The sequence below is a fragment of the Bradyrhizobium sp. GW821-FHT12B03 genome, assembly GCF_058807535.1.
In genome coordinates this window covers 116,899-133,425 of the sequence record NZ_JBXAQU010000002.1, presented here as the reverse complement: position 1 = coordinate 133,425, position 16,527 = coordinate 116,899, and the positions used below count along the sequence as shown (strand labels likewise).

General features: G+C 65.6%; 14 protein-coding genes. 7 read left to right on the top strand and 7 right to left on the bottom strand.

What is annotated here, in order from left to right; all coding sequences use genetic code 11:
• The first annotated feature begins 30 nt into the window (after positions 1-30).
• On the top strand, positions 31-900 hold the full coding sequence (locus AC1RUR_RS04710; protein WP_492841829.1) for a fumarylacetoacetate hydrolase family protein: 870 nt from the start codon (positions 31-33) through the stop codon (positions 898-900).
• 24 nt (positions 901-924) lie between these two features.
• The gene (locus AC1RUR_RS04705) at positions 925-2,550 is read left to right on the top strand and encodes a thiamine pyrophosphate-dependent enzyme (protein ID WP_492841827.1); all 1,626 of its coding nucleotides are present in this window, start codon (positions 925-927) and stop codon (positions 2,548-2,550) included.
• On the opposite strand, the gene AC1RUR_RS04700 is transcribed toward AC1RUR_RS04705, so the two are convergent.
• From AC1RUR_RS04700 to AC1RUR_RS04680, 5 genes are all read right to left on the bottom strand, one after another.
• Positions 2,528-3,772 carry an MFS transporter gene (locus AC1RUR_RS04700; RefSeq protein WP_492841825.1) on the bottom strand — a complete coding sequence of 415 codons (1,245 nt, stop codon included), beginning with the start codon at positions 3,770-3,772 and terminating at the stop codon, positions 2,528-2,530. The two genes, AC1RUR_RS04705 and AC1RUR_RS04700, sit on opposite strands and share 23 nt — an antisense overlap.
• Before the next feature lie 55 nt (positions 3,773-3,827).
• A complete protein-coding gene (gene alkB / locus AC1RUR_RS04695) occupies positions 3,828-4,481 on the bottom strand; it encodes a DNA oxidative demethylase AlkB (RefSeq protein WP_492841823.1) in 654 nt (217 codons plus the stop codon).
• A 9-nt stretch (positions 4,482-4,490) separates the two neighbouring features.
• Entirely contained in the window at positions 4,491-5,237 is a 747-nt protein-coding gene (locus AC1RUR_RS04690) for a 2OG-Fe(II) oxygenase (RefSeq protein WP_492841821.1), read from the bottom strand.
• A gap of 309 nt (positions 5,238-5,546) precedes the next feature.
• Positions 5,547-6,233, bottom strand: a complete 687-nt coding sequence (locus AC1RUR_RS04685; RefSeq protein ID WP_492841819.1) for a DUF2848 domain-containing protein — start codon at positions 6,231-6,233, stop codon at positions 5,547-5,549.
• Positions 6,226-7,575 carry an amidase gene (locus AC1RUR_RS04680; RefSeq protein WP_492841817.1) on the bottom strand — a complete coding sequence of 450 codons (1,350 nt, stop codon included), beginning with the start codon at positions 7,573-7,575 and terminating at the stop codon, positions 6,226-6,228. Before AC1RUR_RS04680 ends, AC1RUR_RS04685 begins: the two co-directional genes overlap by 8 nt.
• 179 nt (positions 7,576-7,754) lie before the next feature.
• Between AC1RUR_RS04680 and AC1RUR_RS04675 the strand changes: the two genes are divergently transcribed.
• The 4 genes from AC1RUR_RS04675 to AC1RUR_RS04660 all read left to right on the top strand — a co-directional run bounded on the left by AC1RUR_RS04675 (position 7,755) and on the right by AC1RUR_RS04660 (position 11,611).
• Positions 7,755-8,168 (top strand): Zn-ribbon domain-containing OB-fold protein, encoded by a 414-nt coding sequence (locus AC1RUR_RS04675; RefSeq protein WP_128917044.1) that lies wholly within the window; start codon positions 7,755-7,757, stop codon positions 8,166-8,168.
• 3 nt (positions 8,169-8,171) lie between these two features.
• A complete protein-coding gene (locus tag AC1RUR_RS04670; protein WP_492841816.1) occupies positions 8,172-9,311 on the top strand; it encodes a thiolase C-terminal domain-containing protein in 1,140 nt (379 codons plus the stop codon).
• Positions 9,312-9,448: 137 nt separating this feature from the next.
• Positions 9,449-10,363 (top strand): SDR family oxidoreductase, encoded by a 915-nt coding sequence (locus tag AC1RUR_RS04665; protein WP_492841815.1) that lies wholly within the window; start codon positions 9,449-9,451, stop codon positions 10,361-10,363.
• Positions 10,364-10,492: 129 nt separating this feature from the next.
• A complete protein-coding gene (locus tag AC1RUR_RS04660; RefSeq protein ID WP_492841814.1) occupies positions 10,493-11,611 on the top strand; it encodes an SMP-30/gluconolactonase/LRE family protein in 1,119 nt (372 codons plus the stop codon).
• A 67-nt stretch (positions 11,612-11,678) separates the two neighbouring features.
• Here AC1RUR_RS04660 and ppc read toward each other — a convergent pair whose 3' ends face one another.
• Entirely contained in the window at positions 11,679-14,477 is a 2,799-nt protein-coding gene (gene ppc / locus AC1RUR_RS04655; RefSeq protein ID WP_492841813.1) for a phosphoenolpyruvate carboxylase, read from the bottom strand.
• A gap of 1,147 nt (positions 14,478-15,624) precedes the next feature.
• On the opposite strand from ppc, the gene AC1RUR_RS04650 reads away from it, so the two are divergent.
• On the top strand, positions 15,625-15,894 hold the full coding sequence (locus AC1RUR_RS04650) for a hypothetical protein (protein ID WP_492841811.1): 270 nt from the start codon (positions 15,625-15,627) through the stop codon (positions 15,892-15,894).
• A gap of 85 nt (positions 15,895-15,979) precedes the next feature.
• Here the strand turns inward: AC1RUR_RS04650 and AC1RUR_RS04645 are convergent, their stop codons facing one another.
• Positions 15,980-16,384 (bottom strand): YccF domain-containing protein, encoded by a 405-nt coding sequence (locus AC1RUR_RS04645; RefSeq protein WP_492841809.1) that lies wholly within the window; start codon positions 16,382-16,384, stop codon positions 15,980-15,982.
• Between the last annotated feature and the right edge of the window lie 143 nt (positions 16,385-16,527).

The following is a 16,527-nucleotide window of genomic DNA, read 5'->3' as shown; positions in this document are numbered from 1 at the left end:
TCTTCGCCGGGACGACAAGAGAGATTGACAATGAAACTCCCTCGCCTCGCCACTTATTCCGTCCAGGGTGAAACGCGTTACGGCGCCGTCCTGGAAGGAGGCATCGTCGATCTCTCCCCGCGCCACGCCAAGGACTATCCGACGCTGCGCGAGGTGATTGCGGCCGGAAAGCTCGTGAACCTTGCCGAGGAAGCCGCCGGCCGCTCGCCGGATCACGCACTCGGCGAGATCACCTGGCTGCCGCCGGTGCCCGCTCCGGAAAAGATCATCTGCATCGGCGTCAACTACCCCGACCGTAACGCCGAGTACAAGGACGGTCAGGAGGCGCCGAAATATCCGAGCATGTTCATGCGCTCGCCGCGGTCCTTCGTCGGCCACGATACGCCGCTGGTGCGCCCGCGGGCGTCCGCGCAGCTCGACTATGAGGGCGAGATCGTGCTGGTGATCGGCAAGCCCGGACGACACATTGCCGAAAGTGCCGCGCTCGACCACATCGCCGCGCTGACGCTTTGCAACGAAGGCTCGGTGCGCGACTGGCTGCGCCATGCCAAGTTCAACGTCACGCAGGGCAAGAACTTTGATTCCAGCGGCAGCCTCGGCCCGTGGCTGGTGCCCTACATCAGGGAATCGCAGATCGCCGACGTCAGGCTCACCACGCACGTCAACGGCGAGCTCCGGCAGGACGACCGTACCAGCCGGCTGATGTTTCCGTTCCGCTACCTCATCAGCTACATCTCGACCTTCGCAACGCTCGTTCCCGGCGATATCATCGTCACGGGCACGCCGACCGGCGCCGGCGCGCGGTTCGATCCGCCGCGCTATCTGAAGCCGGGCGACGTGATCGAGATCGAGGCCGAGGGTATCGGACGCTTGCGTAACGGTGTCGTCGACGAAGCCTGAAAACGAAACGAATGGAATGATGCAATGACCACCCTCACCGGCGGCGAAGCGATCGTCAGCGGCCTCGTCGCCCACGGCGTCGACACCGTGTTCGGCCTGCCGGGCGCGCAGGTCTACGGCCTGTTCGACGCCTTTCACCAGGCCCAACTGAAAGTGATCGGCGCACGGCACGAGCAGGCCTGCGGCTACATGGCGTTCGGCTACGCGCGCTCCAGCGGCAGGCCCGGCGTGTTCAGCGTGGTGCCCGGCCCCGGCGTGCTCAACGCCAGCGCAGCGCTGCTCACGGCTTTCGGCTGCAACGAGCCGGTGCTGTGCGTGACGGGCCAGGTGCCGACGCAGTTCCTCGGCAAGGGCCGCGGCCATCTGCACGAGATGCCCGACCAGCTCGCCACCTTGCGCACCTATGTGAAATGGGCGGATCGGATCGAAACGCCCGGCAACGCGCCGACCACCGTGGCGCGTGCGTTCCAGGAGATGACGTCGGGCCGGCGCGGTCCCGCTTCGGTCGAGATGCCCTGGGATATTTTTACTCAGCGCGCCGATACCGCGGCAGCACAGGTGCTGGAGCCGCTGCCCGCGCCCCTGCCCGATCCTGATCTGATCAAGCAGGCGGCCGCGCTGATCAAGACCAGCAAGGCGCCGATGATCTTCGTCGGCAGCGGCGCGATCGAGGCGGGCGAGGAGATCCTCGAGCTCGCCGAGATGATCGATGCGCCCGTGGTGGCCTTCCGCAGCGGCCGCGGCATCGTCTCCAACGCGCATGAGCTCGGGCTGACCATGGCCGCCGCCTACAAGCTGTGGCCGAACACCGACCTGATGATCGGCATCGGCTCGCGGCTGGAGCTGCCGACCATGTCGCGCTGGCCGTATCGGCCCGACGGCTTGAAGAGCATCCGCATCGACATCGATCCCGTCGAGATGCGGCGCTTCATCTCGGACACCGCGATCGTCGCCGATGCCAAGGCCGCAACCGCCGATCTCGCTGCGGCCGTCAGCAAGGCCGGCTACAGCAAGACCGCCAGCCGTCGGGCGGCAATCCGCGAGGCGACGGCGACCGCGCTGGCAGAGATCCAGCGCATCCAGCCGCAGATGGCGTATCTCAACATTTTGCGCGAGGTGCTGCCGGCGAACGCGATCGTGACCGATGAATTGTCGCAGTTCGGCTTCGCCTCCTGGTACGGCTTTCCGATCTACCAGCCGCGGACCTTCATCACGTCAGGCTATCAGGGCACGCTCGGCTCGGGCTTCCCGACCGCGTTAGGGGCCAAGGTCGCCAATCCTGATAAGCCGGTGGTGGCAATCACGGGCGACGGCGGCTTCATGTTCGGCGTGCAGGAGCTTGCCACCGCCGTGCAGTTCAACATCGGCGTGGTGACGCTGGTGTTCAACAACAACGCCTACGGCAATGTCCGCCGCGACCAGCGCGAGCGCTTCGACGGCCGCGTGGTGGCGTCCGATCTGGTCAATCCGGATTTCGTCAAGCTCGCGGAATCCTTCGGCGTCGCATCTGCGCGCGTCACCGCACCGGACCAGTTCAAGGCGGCAATGGAGAAGGCGCTTAGCCACAGCGGGCCGTACCTGATCTCGGTCGAGGTGACACGGGACTCCGAAGTCAGCCCCTGGGCGTTCATCCACCCGCCGAAGCCTTGAGGTGAGCACCTCCCTGTAACCGCGCCGCTGCGATCACCAGCAAGCCCGCGCCTGCCACCGACCAGCAGGCAACCGGCGCCCAGTGCAGCAGCGGCGCGTATTCGGGCATCTTCTGCAGGCCGCCGGCGACCGCCGCCATCCGCGCGAAGGTGCCGAGCGCCAGCGCCGAGAACACGAGACCGGTGACCTTTCCCTCCGCGCCGGTCGAGCCGATGGCGAGCGCGGCCGAGATCGCGCTCATCAGCATGCAGCCCCACGCCGCTCCGGCGAGAAACTGCGCGGCGATCAGCGTGTTGAGGCTGCCGGCGAATTCGGCCGCAGCGATCGCGACCGCGCCAAGCAATCCGGCCGCGCCCATCACGATCAGGCCGCCGCGGTGCTTGACGACGAGGCTCGCCGGAAACATCGCGATGTTGAAGCCGATCCAGAACACCGGCATCAGCCATTGCAGCTCGTCGGGCCTTGCAAAGCGCAGATAGAACGGCGCGCTGTTCATGGCGAAGTGCAGCTGATAGCCGAGCGCGAGCGCCACCATCGCGACGATGAAGGCGAGCGGCACGAGGCCCAGCGGCTTGGCCGCCTCGGCCGGCGTCGGCGGGATGGTGTCGCGCGCCGCATCGTATTCGATCCGCGACAGTCCGAGCGCCGTGAGCAACAGCACCGCGCCGGAGATCACGAAGGGCAGCCGCGCATCGTGCTCGCGCAGCACCACGCCCAGATAGGGCGAGACGGCGCCGGCGAGGCCATAGCCCAGCATGGCCAGCGCCGCGAGGAACGGCACTTGCGGCCTTGCGCGATACTTGCCGAGCAAGGTCAGCGGCGGCGCACGCAGGGCCGATGACGTGATCGACCAGACCACGATCAGCGCGATCAACCAGACCTGCGCCCCCGCGCCGATCCCCGCCACGAAGGGCAGCGCGACGAAGGCCGCGCAGGAGATCGCCGCCAGCACACCGACGAACAGGCCGAGCCGCCCGACGAAAGGCGCGATCTTGTCGGCCGCAATCCCCATCGCGGTGTCGGCGATGGTGAAGATCGCCTGGTCCAGCATCAGGATGAGGATGACGGCGGACGGCGCGATGCCGACCTCGGCCGCGAGCTTTGGCAGATAGATGACGTAGGTGGTCCAGCCCAGCGTGAACACCAGTTGCAGCGCGGCGAGATAGACTCCCGTCCGAGCCGCGTTTGCGCTCGCGCCAGTCGAGACCTGTGCAGTGGTCATGTCGCCGCCTCCCCCTCGCCGAAGCTTAGTCGACGGCAACGCCAGAGGAAACGCCTCAGAGCACCTTTCGGAACGTCAGATTGATCCGTTTCCGCCCGAGCAGCGCATGCTCGCCCTCGGCGAGCGGCGCGACGCCGTGATAGGCGAGCCTGCTGGCCCCGCCCCAGACCACGACGTCGCCATGGACGAGGCGGAAGCGGCGCGGCTTGTCGGCGCGCGCCAGGCCGCCGAACAGGAAGGTCGCGGGCAGGCCGAGCGAGACGGAGACGATCGGCGCCGCATAGTCCAGTTCGTCCTTGTCCTGATGCAGCGACAGCCGCGTGCCGGGCTCATAGCGATTGACGAGGCAGGCATCCGGCGCAAAGCCGGCAAAGCCGCCCTGCTCCGCCGCGCGGCGCGCGAGATCGCGGAACGCCGGCGGCATCGCCGGCCATGGCGCACCGGTCCGCGGATCGATCGGGTCGTAGCGATAGCCGGTGTGGTCGGTGATCCAGCCGCGCTCGCCGCAATTGGTCATGGCCACCGACATCAGATGACCGCCGGGCGTGGTCATCCGCCGGAACGGCGATTGCGCCACGATGGCGCGCACGGCGGCGATCAGCTCGCTCTCGATCGGTTTGACGAATCCGCGCAGCAGCACCGCGCCGTCGGCGATCTCCTCGCGCGACGGCTGCGCCTCGGCAACGCTATCGAACAAATCGGCCGTCAATCGCAGCGCTCATTTGGCATCATGGAAGATCACACCCAGCGTGTGGCGTTGTCCCGAACGAATCCGGCTGACGCCATGGCGCAGATTAACGCGGTAGGTGCCGCGTGTCCCCTGCACCGGGCGGTGATGCACGGCGAAAACGACGGCGTCGCCCTGCGCGAGCGGCACCACCTCGGCACGGGACTGCATGCGCGGGCGCTGCTCGGTCAGCACGAACTCGCCGCCGGTGAAATCGCGGCCGGGCTCGGAGAGCAGAATCGCGACCTGCAGCGGGAACACGTGCTCGCCATAGAGGTCCTGGTGCAGGCAATTGAAGTCGCCCGCCTCGTATTGCAGCAGCAGCGGCGTTGGCCGCGCCTGCCCGGCGTCGTGGCAGCGCTTCAGGAACGCCGCATGCGCGGCGGGGTAGCGGATATCGATCCCCATCGCCTCGTTCCAGCGATTGGCGACGGCTTGAAGGTGCGCGTAGAGCGCCGGGCGGAGCTGCGCTATCAGGTCAGGGAGCGGATAGGAGAAGTACTTGTATTCACCGCGGCCAAAGCCGTGACGGCCCATGACGATGCGGCTACGGAAGTGCGCCTCGTCGGGGTAGAGCACAGCGATGGTGCGGCATTGCTCCGGCGTGAGCAGGCCCTTCAGGATGGCACAGCCCTGGGTGTCGAGCTCGGCTGTGATTTCGGGCCAGTCGAGGGCATCGACGTGGGCGGCGAGGTCGACGGAGGGCGGAGAAGGTGATTTGCGTGCGGTCATTGTCATAACAATCACCTTTGCAGCTCGGCGTTCACCCCGCCACCCGATTTCCGATGACTATCTCCCCGTCATTGCGAGCGCAGCGAAGCAATCCAGAGTGCACCGTGGAACCAGTCTGGATTGCTTCGTCGCAAGGGCTCCTCGCAATGACGTGGAGAGAGTTGCGCCCGCAACGCAGTCTCGTAGGGTAGGCAAACAAAGGCGCTCTTGCGCCGTGCCCACGTCTTCGCAAGACGTGGGCACGCTTCGCTTTGCCCACCCTACGCGACCGTCGCTTGTGGCGCGACTATCCCCCACCATTTGGTGTGGAGCGAGTTAGCCCCTCACCGGCAGCGTCGTTACGTCATACCCGTGCTTGATGATCCGCTTCAACACGGGATCTTCCAGCTCGAACTCGAAGCGGTCGGCCGGGCGGATGCCGCCCTTAGCTGCGAAGGTGCCGCCGAACATGGCGCAGCCGTCGGGGAATTTTCCACCCTCAAAACCGCGTGCGATGAGGTCGGCAACCGGCAGCATCGCATCCAGCGTGCCCTCCTGGTAGAGCACGCGCTCGCCCTTGATCGTGGCGTAGGAACGCAGGATCATCTTGTCCCAATGGCCGATGACGTCTTCGAGCTCCCACAGCGTCGAGGCGATCGGCTTGTCGCACATCTGCTTGGAGACGGTGACGTTGTAGGCCTCGACCTTGCGATCGGTGTGGTCGGAGCCGCAGCCGACGAAGATGCGCCCCTGCCAGCCGATCAGCACGAACTCGACCTCACCGGAGGAATCGCCGCCGCAGCATTCGATGCTGCCTTGCTGGGTCAGCCGCCGCGCCGAGGCGCGGTAGTAGATCGGCGTCGAGGCCGGCGGGGCGATGCCCATCTCCTGCAGCTCCTTGATGTGCTTGTCGCGCGCGACGGGATCGCGGCCGGTCCAGCCGGCGATGACCATCTGGTCGATCGCCAGCGTCAGCGGCGTGGTGGTGTCCTGGGCATCGACGGTGAAAGTCAGGTCAAACACGAATTACGGCCTCCATGCCGGCAGCAAGTTCAAAGATACGACGGTCCAATCCGCCCGCACCCGCCAGCATCAGGCCGACGGGAATGTCGCCCTCGCGATGCGCGGGCAGCGAGATGGCGCAGCCGTCGATCATGTTGATCAGCGTGCAATTGCGCAGCGCGCGCAAGTTCTGGGTGGTGAACGCCTTGTCGTCGGCGAGATCGGCGATCTTCGGCGGGGTGTTGGCGGTGGTCGGCAGCACCAGCGCGTCATAGGGCGCGAGGCGCGCATCGACGCGGGCGATCAGCGAGCGGCGCTCGTTGAGGAGATCGATGTAGTCGGCCGCGCTCTGCGCCTCGCCGCGCAGGATGCGCACGGACACGCGGGGGTCGTAGACGTCGCCCTTGGAGGTGATGAGATAGCGATGCCAGGCGTAACTTTCGGAGGCGGCAAAGCCGCCCTTGGCGTTCATCGGGCCGATGTCGTGGAATTCGGCCATCTCGATCCGTTCGATGATGGCGCCATGATCGGCAAGCGACTTCAGCGCGCGCTCGAACGTCTCGGCCACTTCCGCATCGAGATCGTCAAGCGCGATCGTGGTCGGCACCGCCAGCCGCATGCCCTTCACCGGGCGAGGCCTCAGCGCAACGACCGGCTCATTTGCCAGCACCGCATCGAGAATGGCACAGCAGCTGACCGATCGCGCCAGGGGGCCGATACTGTCGAGCGAGAACGACAGCGGCACCGCGCCGTCGAGCGGCACGCGCCGCTGCGTCGGCTTGTAGCCGACGATGCCGTTGTAGGCGGCCGGAATCCGGCAGGAGCCGCCGGTGTCGGTGCCGAGCGCGCCATGCGCCATGCCGTCGAGCACGGAGACCGCGGCGCCCGAGGACGAGCCGCCGGGCACGTGGCCCTCGGCCCGGTTCCAGGCGCCCTTCGGCGTGCCGTAATGCGGATTGATGCCGATGCCGGAATAGGCGAACTCGGTCATGTTGGTGCGGCCGATCAGGACGAAGCCGGCCTTGCGCAGCCGCGCGACCGTCGCGGCGTCGTGCTCGGCCGCCGGGGAATCGTCGAGCGCGCGGGAGCCCGCCCGCGTCACCTGGCCCTTGATGTCGAACAGATCCTTGATCGAGATCGGGATGCCGGCATAGCGCGACGGGGCGGCCTTGACCTTGCGCAAGGCGTCCATCGCATCCGCGGTTGCGAGCGCGGCGTCCTTGTCGATGTGGATGAAGACGCGCTGGCCCTCACCGGCGGGGTCGGCGATCCTGGCAATGCAGGCCTCGACCAGCTTACGGGAGGTGGTGCGGCCGCTTTCGAGGTCGTCGGCGAGCTTCGCCAGTGTCGGAAAATCGGGCATGTCTGTCTCACGGAATATTTGCGCGCGCAATCTATAGCGCTGCCTTAGTTCGACACAAGCATTGTGCGCATGATGGCATGCATGCACATTGCTGGACCGTTGACGCGCCATGGTCGATTGTCGCATCAAGATCGAAACGGGCGGGGCGTGAAGCCTGTCCCCTGGGAGGGTTTTCCGACATGGCCGAACCGCAGCGCGCGCGACCGAAACCGACGCCGGAGACCCAGCATTTCTGGGACGGCACGAAAGCCGGCGAGCTGCGCCTGCAGCGCTGCGACGCCTGCGCGCATGTCTACTTCCCGCCGCGCCCGTTCTGCCCCTCCTGCGCCTCGCGCAAGGTCTCGGTCTTCAAGGCGAGCGGCAAGGGTTTCCTCTACAGCTACGTGATCAACCACCGTCCCGCCGCGCCCGGCTTCACGCCGCCTTATGCGATCGCCGTGGTGGAGCTTGCCGAGGGACCGCGGATGATGAGCAACATCATCGACTGCCCGCAGACGCCGGAAGCGCTCGAGCTCGACATGAAGCTCGAGGTCGCCTTCCAGGCACTCGACGACAAGATCACCCTCCCCGTCTTCCGTCCGGCGAAGGGATAGGCCATGCGCAGCAACCAGGTTGCCGTCGTCGGCGCGGCCGAGACCACCGAGCTCGGAATCATCCCCAACGCCTCGCAGCTCCAGCTTCACGCGGATGCGGCGCTCAATGCCATCGCCGACGCCGGGCTGAAGCTGTCCGACATCGACGGCTTTGCCACAGCAGTCGAAACGCCGCAGCAGGTCTGCCACTATCTCGGCATCAAGCCGACCTGGGTGGACGGCACCTCGGTCGGCGGCTGCTCGTTCATGCTGCATGTTCGTCATGCCGCCGCGGCGATCGAGGCCGGCCTGTGCAAGACGGTGCTGATCACCCATGCCGAGAGCGGCAAGTCGATGATCGGCAAGGCGCCGCGCTCGATCCCCGCCGACAGCCTGCAAGGCCAGTTCGAGGCGCCGTTCGGCGTCTACGGCCCGCCCAGCATGTTCCCGATCCCCGTGCTGCGCTTCATGAAGACCTACGGCATCACGCATGAGCAGCTCGCCTCGGTCGCCGTCGTGCAGCGCGAGTGGGCGGCGAAGAATCCGCGGGCGATGATGAAGGACCCGATCACGGTCGCCGACGTTCTCAACTCGCGCATGATCGCCTACCCGTTTCGCCTGCTGCAGTGCTGCCTCGTCACCGACGGCGGCGGTGCGCTGATCCTGACCTCGGCCGACCGCGCCAAGAACTTTCCGCGCAAGCCGGTCTACATCATGGGCACCGGCGAGAGCGTGGAAACGCCGATGGTCAGCCAGATGGAGACCTTCAATTCCTCGCGCGCCTTCAAAACGGCCGGCCCCCTCGCCTTCAAGGAGGCGGGCATCGCGCACAAGGACGTCGATCACCTCATGATCTATGATGCGTTCGCGCATCTGCCGCTGTTCGGCCTCGGCGACCTCGGCTTCATGCCGCATGAGGAGACTGGGAAATTCATCGCCGACGGCAACACGCGTCCCGGCGGCAAGCTGCCGCTCAACACCAATGGCGGCGGCCTGTCCTACATGCACTCGGGCATGTACGGCATGTACGCGCTCCAGGAGAGCGTGCGGCAGATGCGCGGCATCGCGTCGGCGCAGGTGCCGAACGCGACAATTTCGGTGTGCCATGGTGTCGGCGGCATGTTCGCGGCATCGGGCACGATCGTGTTTACGAACGAGAGGTAGTGGCTGTCATTCCGGGGCGGCGCGAAGCGACGAGCCCGGAATCCATACTCCCGATCGTGGTTATGGATTCCGGGCCTGCGCCTTTCGGCGCATCCCGGAATGACGGCGGAAATTGGAACGGCTAGCGGAGAACCCACATGAGCAAATCACTGCAAGACAAGGTCATCATCGTCACCGGCGCGGGCCGCGGCATCGGGCGCGAGATCGCGCTGCTGTGCGCTGCCGAAGGCGCCAAGGTCGTCGTCAACGATCCCGGTGTCGCCGCTGACGGCGCGGGATCGAGCGCTTCCCCCGCCGAGGAGGTGGTCGAGGAAATCAAGAAGCGCGGCGGCATCGCGGTCCCCAACTTCGAGTCGGTGGCGGAAGCCGTCCCTGCCAGCAAGATCGTGAAGACCGCGACCGATCATTTCGGCCGGCTCGACGGCGTCGTCAACAATGCCGGCATCTTGCGCGACATGATATTCCACAAGATGAGCGTCGAAGCGTTCGAGGCGGTCATCAAGGTCCATTTGATGGGCTCGTTCTACGTCAGCCATGCCGCGGCGCGGATTTTCCGCGAGCAGGAGTCCGGCTCCTTCGTGCACTTCACCTCGACCTCGGGCCTGATCGGCAATTTCGGCCAGGCCAACTACGCCGCAGCCAAGCTCGGCATCATCGGGCTCTCCAAATCCATTGCGCTCGACATGGGCCGCTTCAACGTCCGCTCCAACTGCGTCTCGCCGTTCGCCTGGACCCGCATGATCGGCACCATCCCGACCGAGACCGAGGCCGAGAAGGCGCGCGTCGAGAAGATCAAGCAGATGGGACCGGAGAAGATCGCGCCGATCTGCGCCTATCTGCTCTCCGATGCCGCCAAGGAGGTCTCCGGCCAGATCTTCGGCGCACGCATGAACGAGCTGTTCCTGTTCAGCCAGAACCGCCCGCTGCGCTCGGTGCATCGGGGCGAAGGCTGGACGCCGCAATCGATCGCGGAACACGGCATGCCGGCGCTGAAGGGCTCGTTCTACAAGCTCGACCGCTCCGCCGACATCTTCCCCTGGGATCCGGTGTAACGATCCGTCCAGCCGCATTTCCGGCATCCCTGCCCTGCGATCTCTGGTTGCCTCGATCAGAGATCGCTCCCGCATTACGCCTGATTGCAGGCGGATGGTGGCCTCCCAACAAAACTTTGGGAGGAAACCATGACAAGAATACTGACCAACTCCGACGACACGACTGCAATCGAGCGTGGCGGTCTCGGCCGCCGCACGCTGCTCAAGGGCGCCGCGACCGTGGCCGCATCCGCCCTGCTCGCCTCGAACGCTGACGCCCGCGACTTCGGTGCCAATGCCGAGCCGCAGCGTTACCCCGACCCCGACATCATCGCCATCGACCCCAAGCGCTTCAAGGCCAAGGTCGGCAACACCGCGATCAAGCGGCTCTATACCGGCTGCCTGTGGGCGGAGGGACCGGCGTGGAATACGCAAGGACAATATCTGGTCTGGAGCGACATCCCGGCCAACCGGCAGCTGCGCTATCTCGACGACGACGGCCACATCTCCGAGCAGTTCCACAAGCCGTCGAACGAGGCCAACGGCAACTCGTTCGACACCGAGGGCCGCCAGATCAGCGCCGAGCGCACCCGCCTCGTCCGCTACGAGCATAACGGTTCGTTGACGACGCTGGCCGAGCAGGCCAATGGCAAGCCGCTCAACGGCCCCAACGACATGGTCGTGCATCCCAACGACAAGGCGATCTGGTTCACCGATCCCGGCTATGGCGCGATCAGCATCTACGAGGGCAAGCTGGCCAATACCGGCTCGCTCCAGCCGTATCAGAAGGAAGCGGTCTATCGCCTGGACACACAGACCGGACAGGTTGCGAAGGTCGCCGACGAGCCGTTCAAGCCGAACGGCATCGCCTTCAGCCACGACTACAAGAAGCTCTATGTCTGCGACACCGGCATCACGCATTATCCGCAAGCCGAGAACGTGGTGTGGTCCTACGACATCGACGGGCCGAAGCTATCGAACCCGAAGCGGCTGATCGACATGAAGCTCGACGGCAAGTCGGGCTTCCCGGACGGCCTGCGCGTCGACACCGAGGGCAATATCTGGGTCGGCGCCGGCTGGGTCGGGCCGGGCTATGACGGCGTGCAGGTGTTCGCACCAAACGACGGCGCGCGCATCGGGCAGATCCTGTTGCCCGAGACCTGCGCCAATGTCTGTTTCGGCGGCAAGAAGCGCAACCGCCTGTTCATGACCGCGAGCCAGTCGCTCTATGCGGTCTATGTGGAGACGCAAGGCGCGCATTTCTGCTGAGGTAAGCGAATGGTGAGTAGTGAATGGCGAATAGACTCCATTCGCTACTCCCTATTCGCCATTCGCCCTACCCCGTATTCCGCAACCCCGCCGATATCCCGTTGATGGTCAGCTGAATCCCGCGCAGCACCTGCTCGTCCGGGTTCTGCGCGCGGTGCTCCTTCAGGAGCTCGACCTGCACGTGGTTGAGCGGATCGAGGTAGGGGAAGCGGTGGCGCACCGAGCGTTCGAGCAGCGGATTGCCCTGCAGCAGCCGGTCCTGGCCCATGATGTCCAGCAGGGTCTCGATGCAGGAATGCCATTCGCGGCGGATGCGGCCGAAGATCTTTTCGCGCAAGGCTTCGTCCGGCACGAGCTCGGCATAGCGCGAGGCGATCGCGATCGAGCTTTTCGCGAGCACCATGTCCATGTTCGACAAGAGCATGCGGAAGAACGGCCATTCCTTGTAGAGCTCCTTCAGGAACGGCATGCCCTGTTGCGGATGCTCGGCGATCCACTGCTCGACCGCGCTGCCGAAGCCGTACCAGCCCGGCAGCATCAGGCGGCATTGCGCCCAGGAGAACACCCAGGGAATCGCGCGAAGGTCCTCGATCGCGCGGGTCTTCTTGCGCGAGGCCGGGCGGCTGCCGATGTTGAGCGTCGCGATCTCGTTGATGACGGTCGAGGCCCAGAAATAATCGACGAAGCCGTCGGTCTCGTAGACGAGGCCGCGATAGGCCTTGAAGGCGAGACTCGAGAGCTCGTCCATCGCGGTCAGATATTCGCGGCGCGGCGCGCTCTGGCGCGGATGCAGCAGGCTCGCCTCCAGCGTCGCGGCGGCCAGGATCTCCAGATTGTTGCGCCCGACTTCGGCGTTGGAATATTTCGACGAGATGATCTCGCCCTGTTCGGTGATGCGGATCTGGCCGTTCACGGCGCCGCCGGGCTGCGCGATGATGGCATCATAGCTCGGACCGCCGCCGCGGCCGACCGAGCCGCCGCGGCCATGGAACAGGCGCAGGCGCACGCCGTGGCGCTCGAACACATCGACGAGGTTGATCTCGGCCTTGTACAGCTCCCAGCCCGAGGTGACGAAACCGCCATCCTTGTTCGAGTCGGAATAGCCGAGCATGACCTCCTGCACGCTGCCGCGGCTGTCGACGAGGCGGCGGTAATCGTGCAGCGACAGCATGCGGTCCATGATGCCGCTTGACGCCTGCAGATCCTCGATGGTCTCGAACAGCGGAACGATGTTGATGGCGCTGCGGCCGGAGGGATGGACCAGCCCCACCTCCTTGAGCAGCACCGCGACCTCGAGCATGTCGGACATGCTCTTGCACATCGAGATGATGCATTGGGGGATGGCATCCGAGCCGAACTTCGCATGCGCTTCCGCTGCGGCATGGAAGACGTTGAGCTCGCCCATGGTCTCGTCGCTGTATTTGACGAATGGCGAGACCAGCGAGCGCGTCGAGCGCAGCTCGTTGGTCAGCAGTGAAATGCGCGCGTCCTCGCCGAGCGCCAGATAGGACATGCCGGGATTGGCGGCATCCATCAGTTCGGCGACGGTGCGTTCGTGCACCGCCGAATTCTGGCGGATGTCGAGCCGCGCCAGATGGAAGCCGAAGCAGTCCACCGCGCGCCGCAGCAGCCGCAGCCGGCCGCGGGCGATGACACGGGCGTTGTTGGAGATCAGCGAGCGGTGCAGCACGTCGAGATCGGCTTGCAGCTCCCTGACGCTCTCGTAAGGCCTGCCCTTGCCGACCGGCCGGCGGGTGATCTCGACCTCCAGCGCTTCGGCCGTGGCGGTCAGCCGCGCATAGATCCCGGAGACCGCCAGACGATAAGGCTCGCCGCTCCGGTGCGGCGAGGTGTCCGGCGAGCGCTCCGCCAGCGTGCGCAGCTCCTCGGAGACGTCGGCGAGATGGGCCGCGATCGACAGCTCGGAGCCGAGCACGTGCAGCTCGTTCAGATAGAACTGCATCACGCGGCTCGACTGCAGCCGCAGCGTGCCGCGCATCACGTCGGCGGTGACGAAGGGATTGCCGTCGCGGTCGCCGCCGATCCAGCTGCCCATGCGCAGGAACGAGGCGAGCTCGCCCGCCGCCTGCTCGCCGCCCTCCTCCAGCCGGTCTTCCAGCACGTTCATCAGCCGCGGCACTTCGCGCAGGAAGGTGTAGTCGTAGAAGGACAGGCCGTTGGCGACCTCGTCGAGCACGGTGAGCTTGGTTCGGCGCAGCAGATTGGTCTGCCACAGCGTCAGCACCTCGCGGCGAAGCTGCTCGTCGCTGGCGGCGGCTTCGTCTTCGGTCAGCGCGACCCGCTCGCGGCGGTCGAGCAGGCTTGCGACCTCCATCTCGCGGTCCATGGTGCTCTTGCGGCGGACCTCGGTCGGGTGCGCGGTCAGCACCGGGCTGACCAGCGCGGTCTTGAAGAAATTGCGCAAGGCCTCGGGGCCGATGCCCGCCGCCTTGGCATGGGCCAGCGTGTCCGCCAGCACGCCGGAGCCGCCGTTCTTGGCCGCGGTACGGGCGCGCATCTGGCGGATGTTGTTCTGGTCCTCGGCGATGTTGGCGAGGTGTGAGAAATAGCTGAAGGCGCGCACGATCCGCAGCGTGTCCGGGATCGACATGCCGTCGAGGATCTGCTCGAGCTCGCGGCGGGCGAGCCGGTCCTCGTCGCGGTGGAACCGGATCGAGGTCTGCCGGATGCGCTCGACCAGGTCGAACACGTCCGCGCCCTCCTGGTCGCGCACGGTGTCGCCAAGGATGCGCCCGAGCAGGCGAATGTCGTCGCGCAGCCGCACATCGGCTTCGAGCGCCTGGACGTCCTCAGGGCGATTGGGGCGATGCTCAGTGGCGTCGGCTGGTAAGGTCTGGAGGGACATGGCTCGCTCCCTGGTTCGAGCTCGCTTGGCTGCCCGGCTCAACCGAGTGTGCGATATTTTTCTACCGCAGCGCAAGATGAAGTTGGGAGCGGCGCACACTGCCTTCGCCGTTCGTGTCCCGGACGCTCTGCAACGCCCCAAGCGTTGCGGCGCAGAGCCAGGCCCCATGAAACCACCGCACCTTGCCGCAGTCTGGGCCCCGGCTCAGCAGCGCACCACGCCGCGAAGACGCGGCGCGCTGCGCTGCGTCCGGGGCACGAGAATAGAGGTCCTATCGATAAACATGCCTTTGCCGTCTCGCGGCGCAGGCGCCCGAAGCTTTGCTGTCCGTTTCGCCCTCATCGAGAACAAAGGGCGCAGGGAAGGCCGGGCGCCGGCTGGCACCCAGGGTCCGCACGCAGGAAACGCACGCGGGGTGACCACAGGTGTTGCCGGGACATCCCGGCCTTCCCTGCGCAATGGTTTTACGGCTTATGGCGCGCTCTCCCCGGGGAGCGATGCACTATTGCCCCCGTCGCCTTGCAGATAACTGATGCGCGCACCCGGTCGGGCCGCTTCACCACCGCAAGCCTTGACGCACAGACCCCGGGCGTCAGGACCACACGCTTTTGCCGTCCGCGGACGTCCCTCCCCGGACATCCGGAAGCTCGCGCGTGCTCGCCCCCGAAGCCGAAAAGAAACGCCGTGACCGCGCCGTGTCGATTGCGCGGATCGCGATGGTTCACGGGGGTTGCCCGCCCTGCCATCCCGTCACGCGCCGGCGCTGCCGCGTCCATCGCATCCCGGCCTGCGTATCGTGACGATCGCGAAACGCCCCTTTGGCGGGCCGGGATGGAATGCGGTTTAGCCGAAACAGAGATTTCGGTCAATCAGAATATTTTCGGACCCGTGCCTTGACCTGCATGTGGGGTGTTTTGCCCGTCGGGCAACGCGAGGAATTGTGGACGAAAGCCGGGTGAGCGCGCCAGAACCGTAGGATGGGTAGAGCGAAGCGAAACCCATCAACTCTTGTCGACGGGGAAGCATGATCGGTTTCGCTGGCGCTCTACCCATCCTACGAGCTGGCGTGGCTTCAATCCTCTGCTTCGCTTTCCATTTCTTGACCGTGGTCGTACCTTCGGCTGCGATCTGGGCGAGAAGGACATCAATGTTTGCGGCGGTCATGATTGGCGTTCTTCTAATTGTTCTCTTGGCCCCTTCGTGGGGTGTTCTTCTCTTGAAGCGGATGACCTTTGGACAAGCTGTAGAAGCTGCGTGGCGCGTCTGGGTTACGCAAGTGATTGCATCTGTCGCACTTATTTTTCTTGCCGATCATCTGGGTTTGCTAAATCCAGCCGGCTATACACTCGGAATATGCCTCTTTGTTGGAATAGCAGGCGCTCTTTCTCTCCGACTAAGCACCCGCAAGATGGGTTGAGCCCTCGCGAAACCCATCCTGCTTCGTCATCGGCGGACGGCCTGATGGGTTTCGCTGGCGCTCACCCCATCCTGCGCGTTCGCCCTCACGCCGGCACGATCACCTTGCCGATCGGCCAGAGCGCGATGCCGGCGAGCTTGAGATGCGCCCATGCGAAGGGAATGCCGATGATGGTGATCGCGAGGACCAGCGCGGTCACGAGGTGGCCGAGCGCCAGCCACCAGCCGGCCAGCACGAACCAGATGATGTTGCCGATCACCCCGAGCGGCCCGGTGCCGATGTCCTCGACACCGGTCACCTCATAGCGATTGACCGCTCGCGAGCCGAACGGCAGCAGCGTGTAGACGGCGATGTTGAACGCCGCCCGCGCCCAGGGCAGGCCGACGATGGTGATCGCCATGATGACAGCGGCGACCAGCCAGCCGGCCGCCATCCAGGCGCCGCCGATGAGGATCCAGAGCAGGTTGAGAAGGATGGAAACAGGGGTCATGGTTTTATCCGCAGTCAATGACCCCACTTATATAGGTGTGAAGATGGTCGCTGCGAAGATGGCCATCGGCTCCCGCCGCATTTGGTTGCCTCAAATGGCGTCACCCGCCCTCACTTCATCGAATTGACGCACGCTGCGCCCAG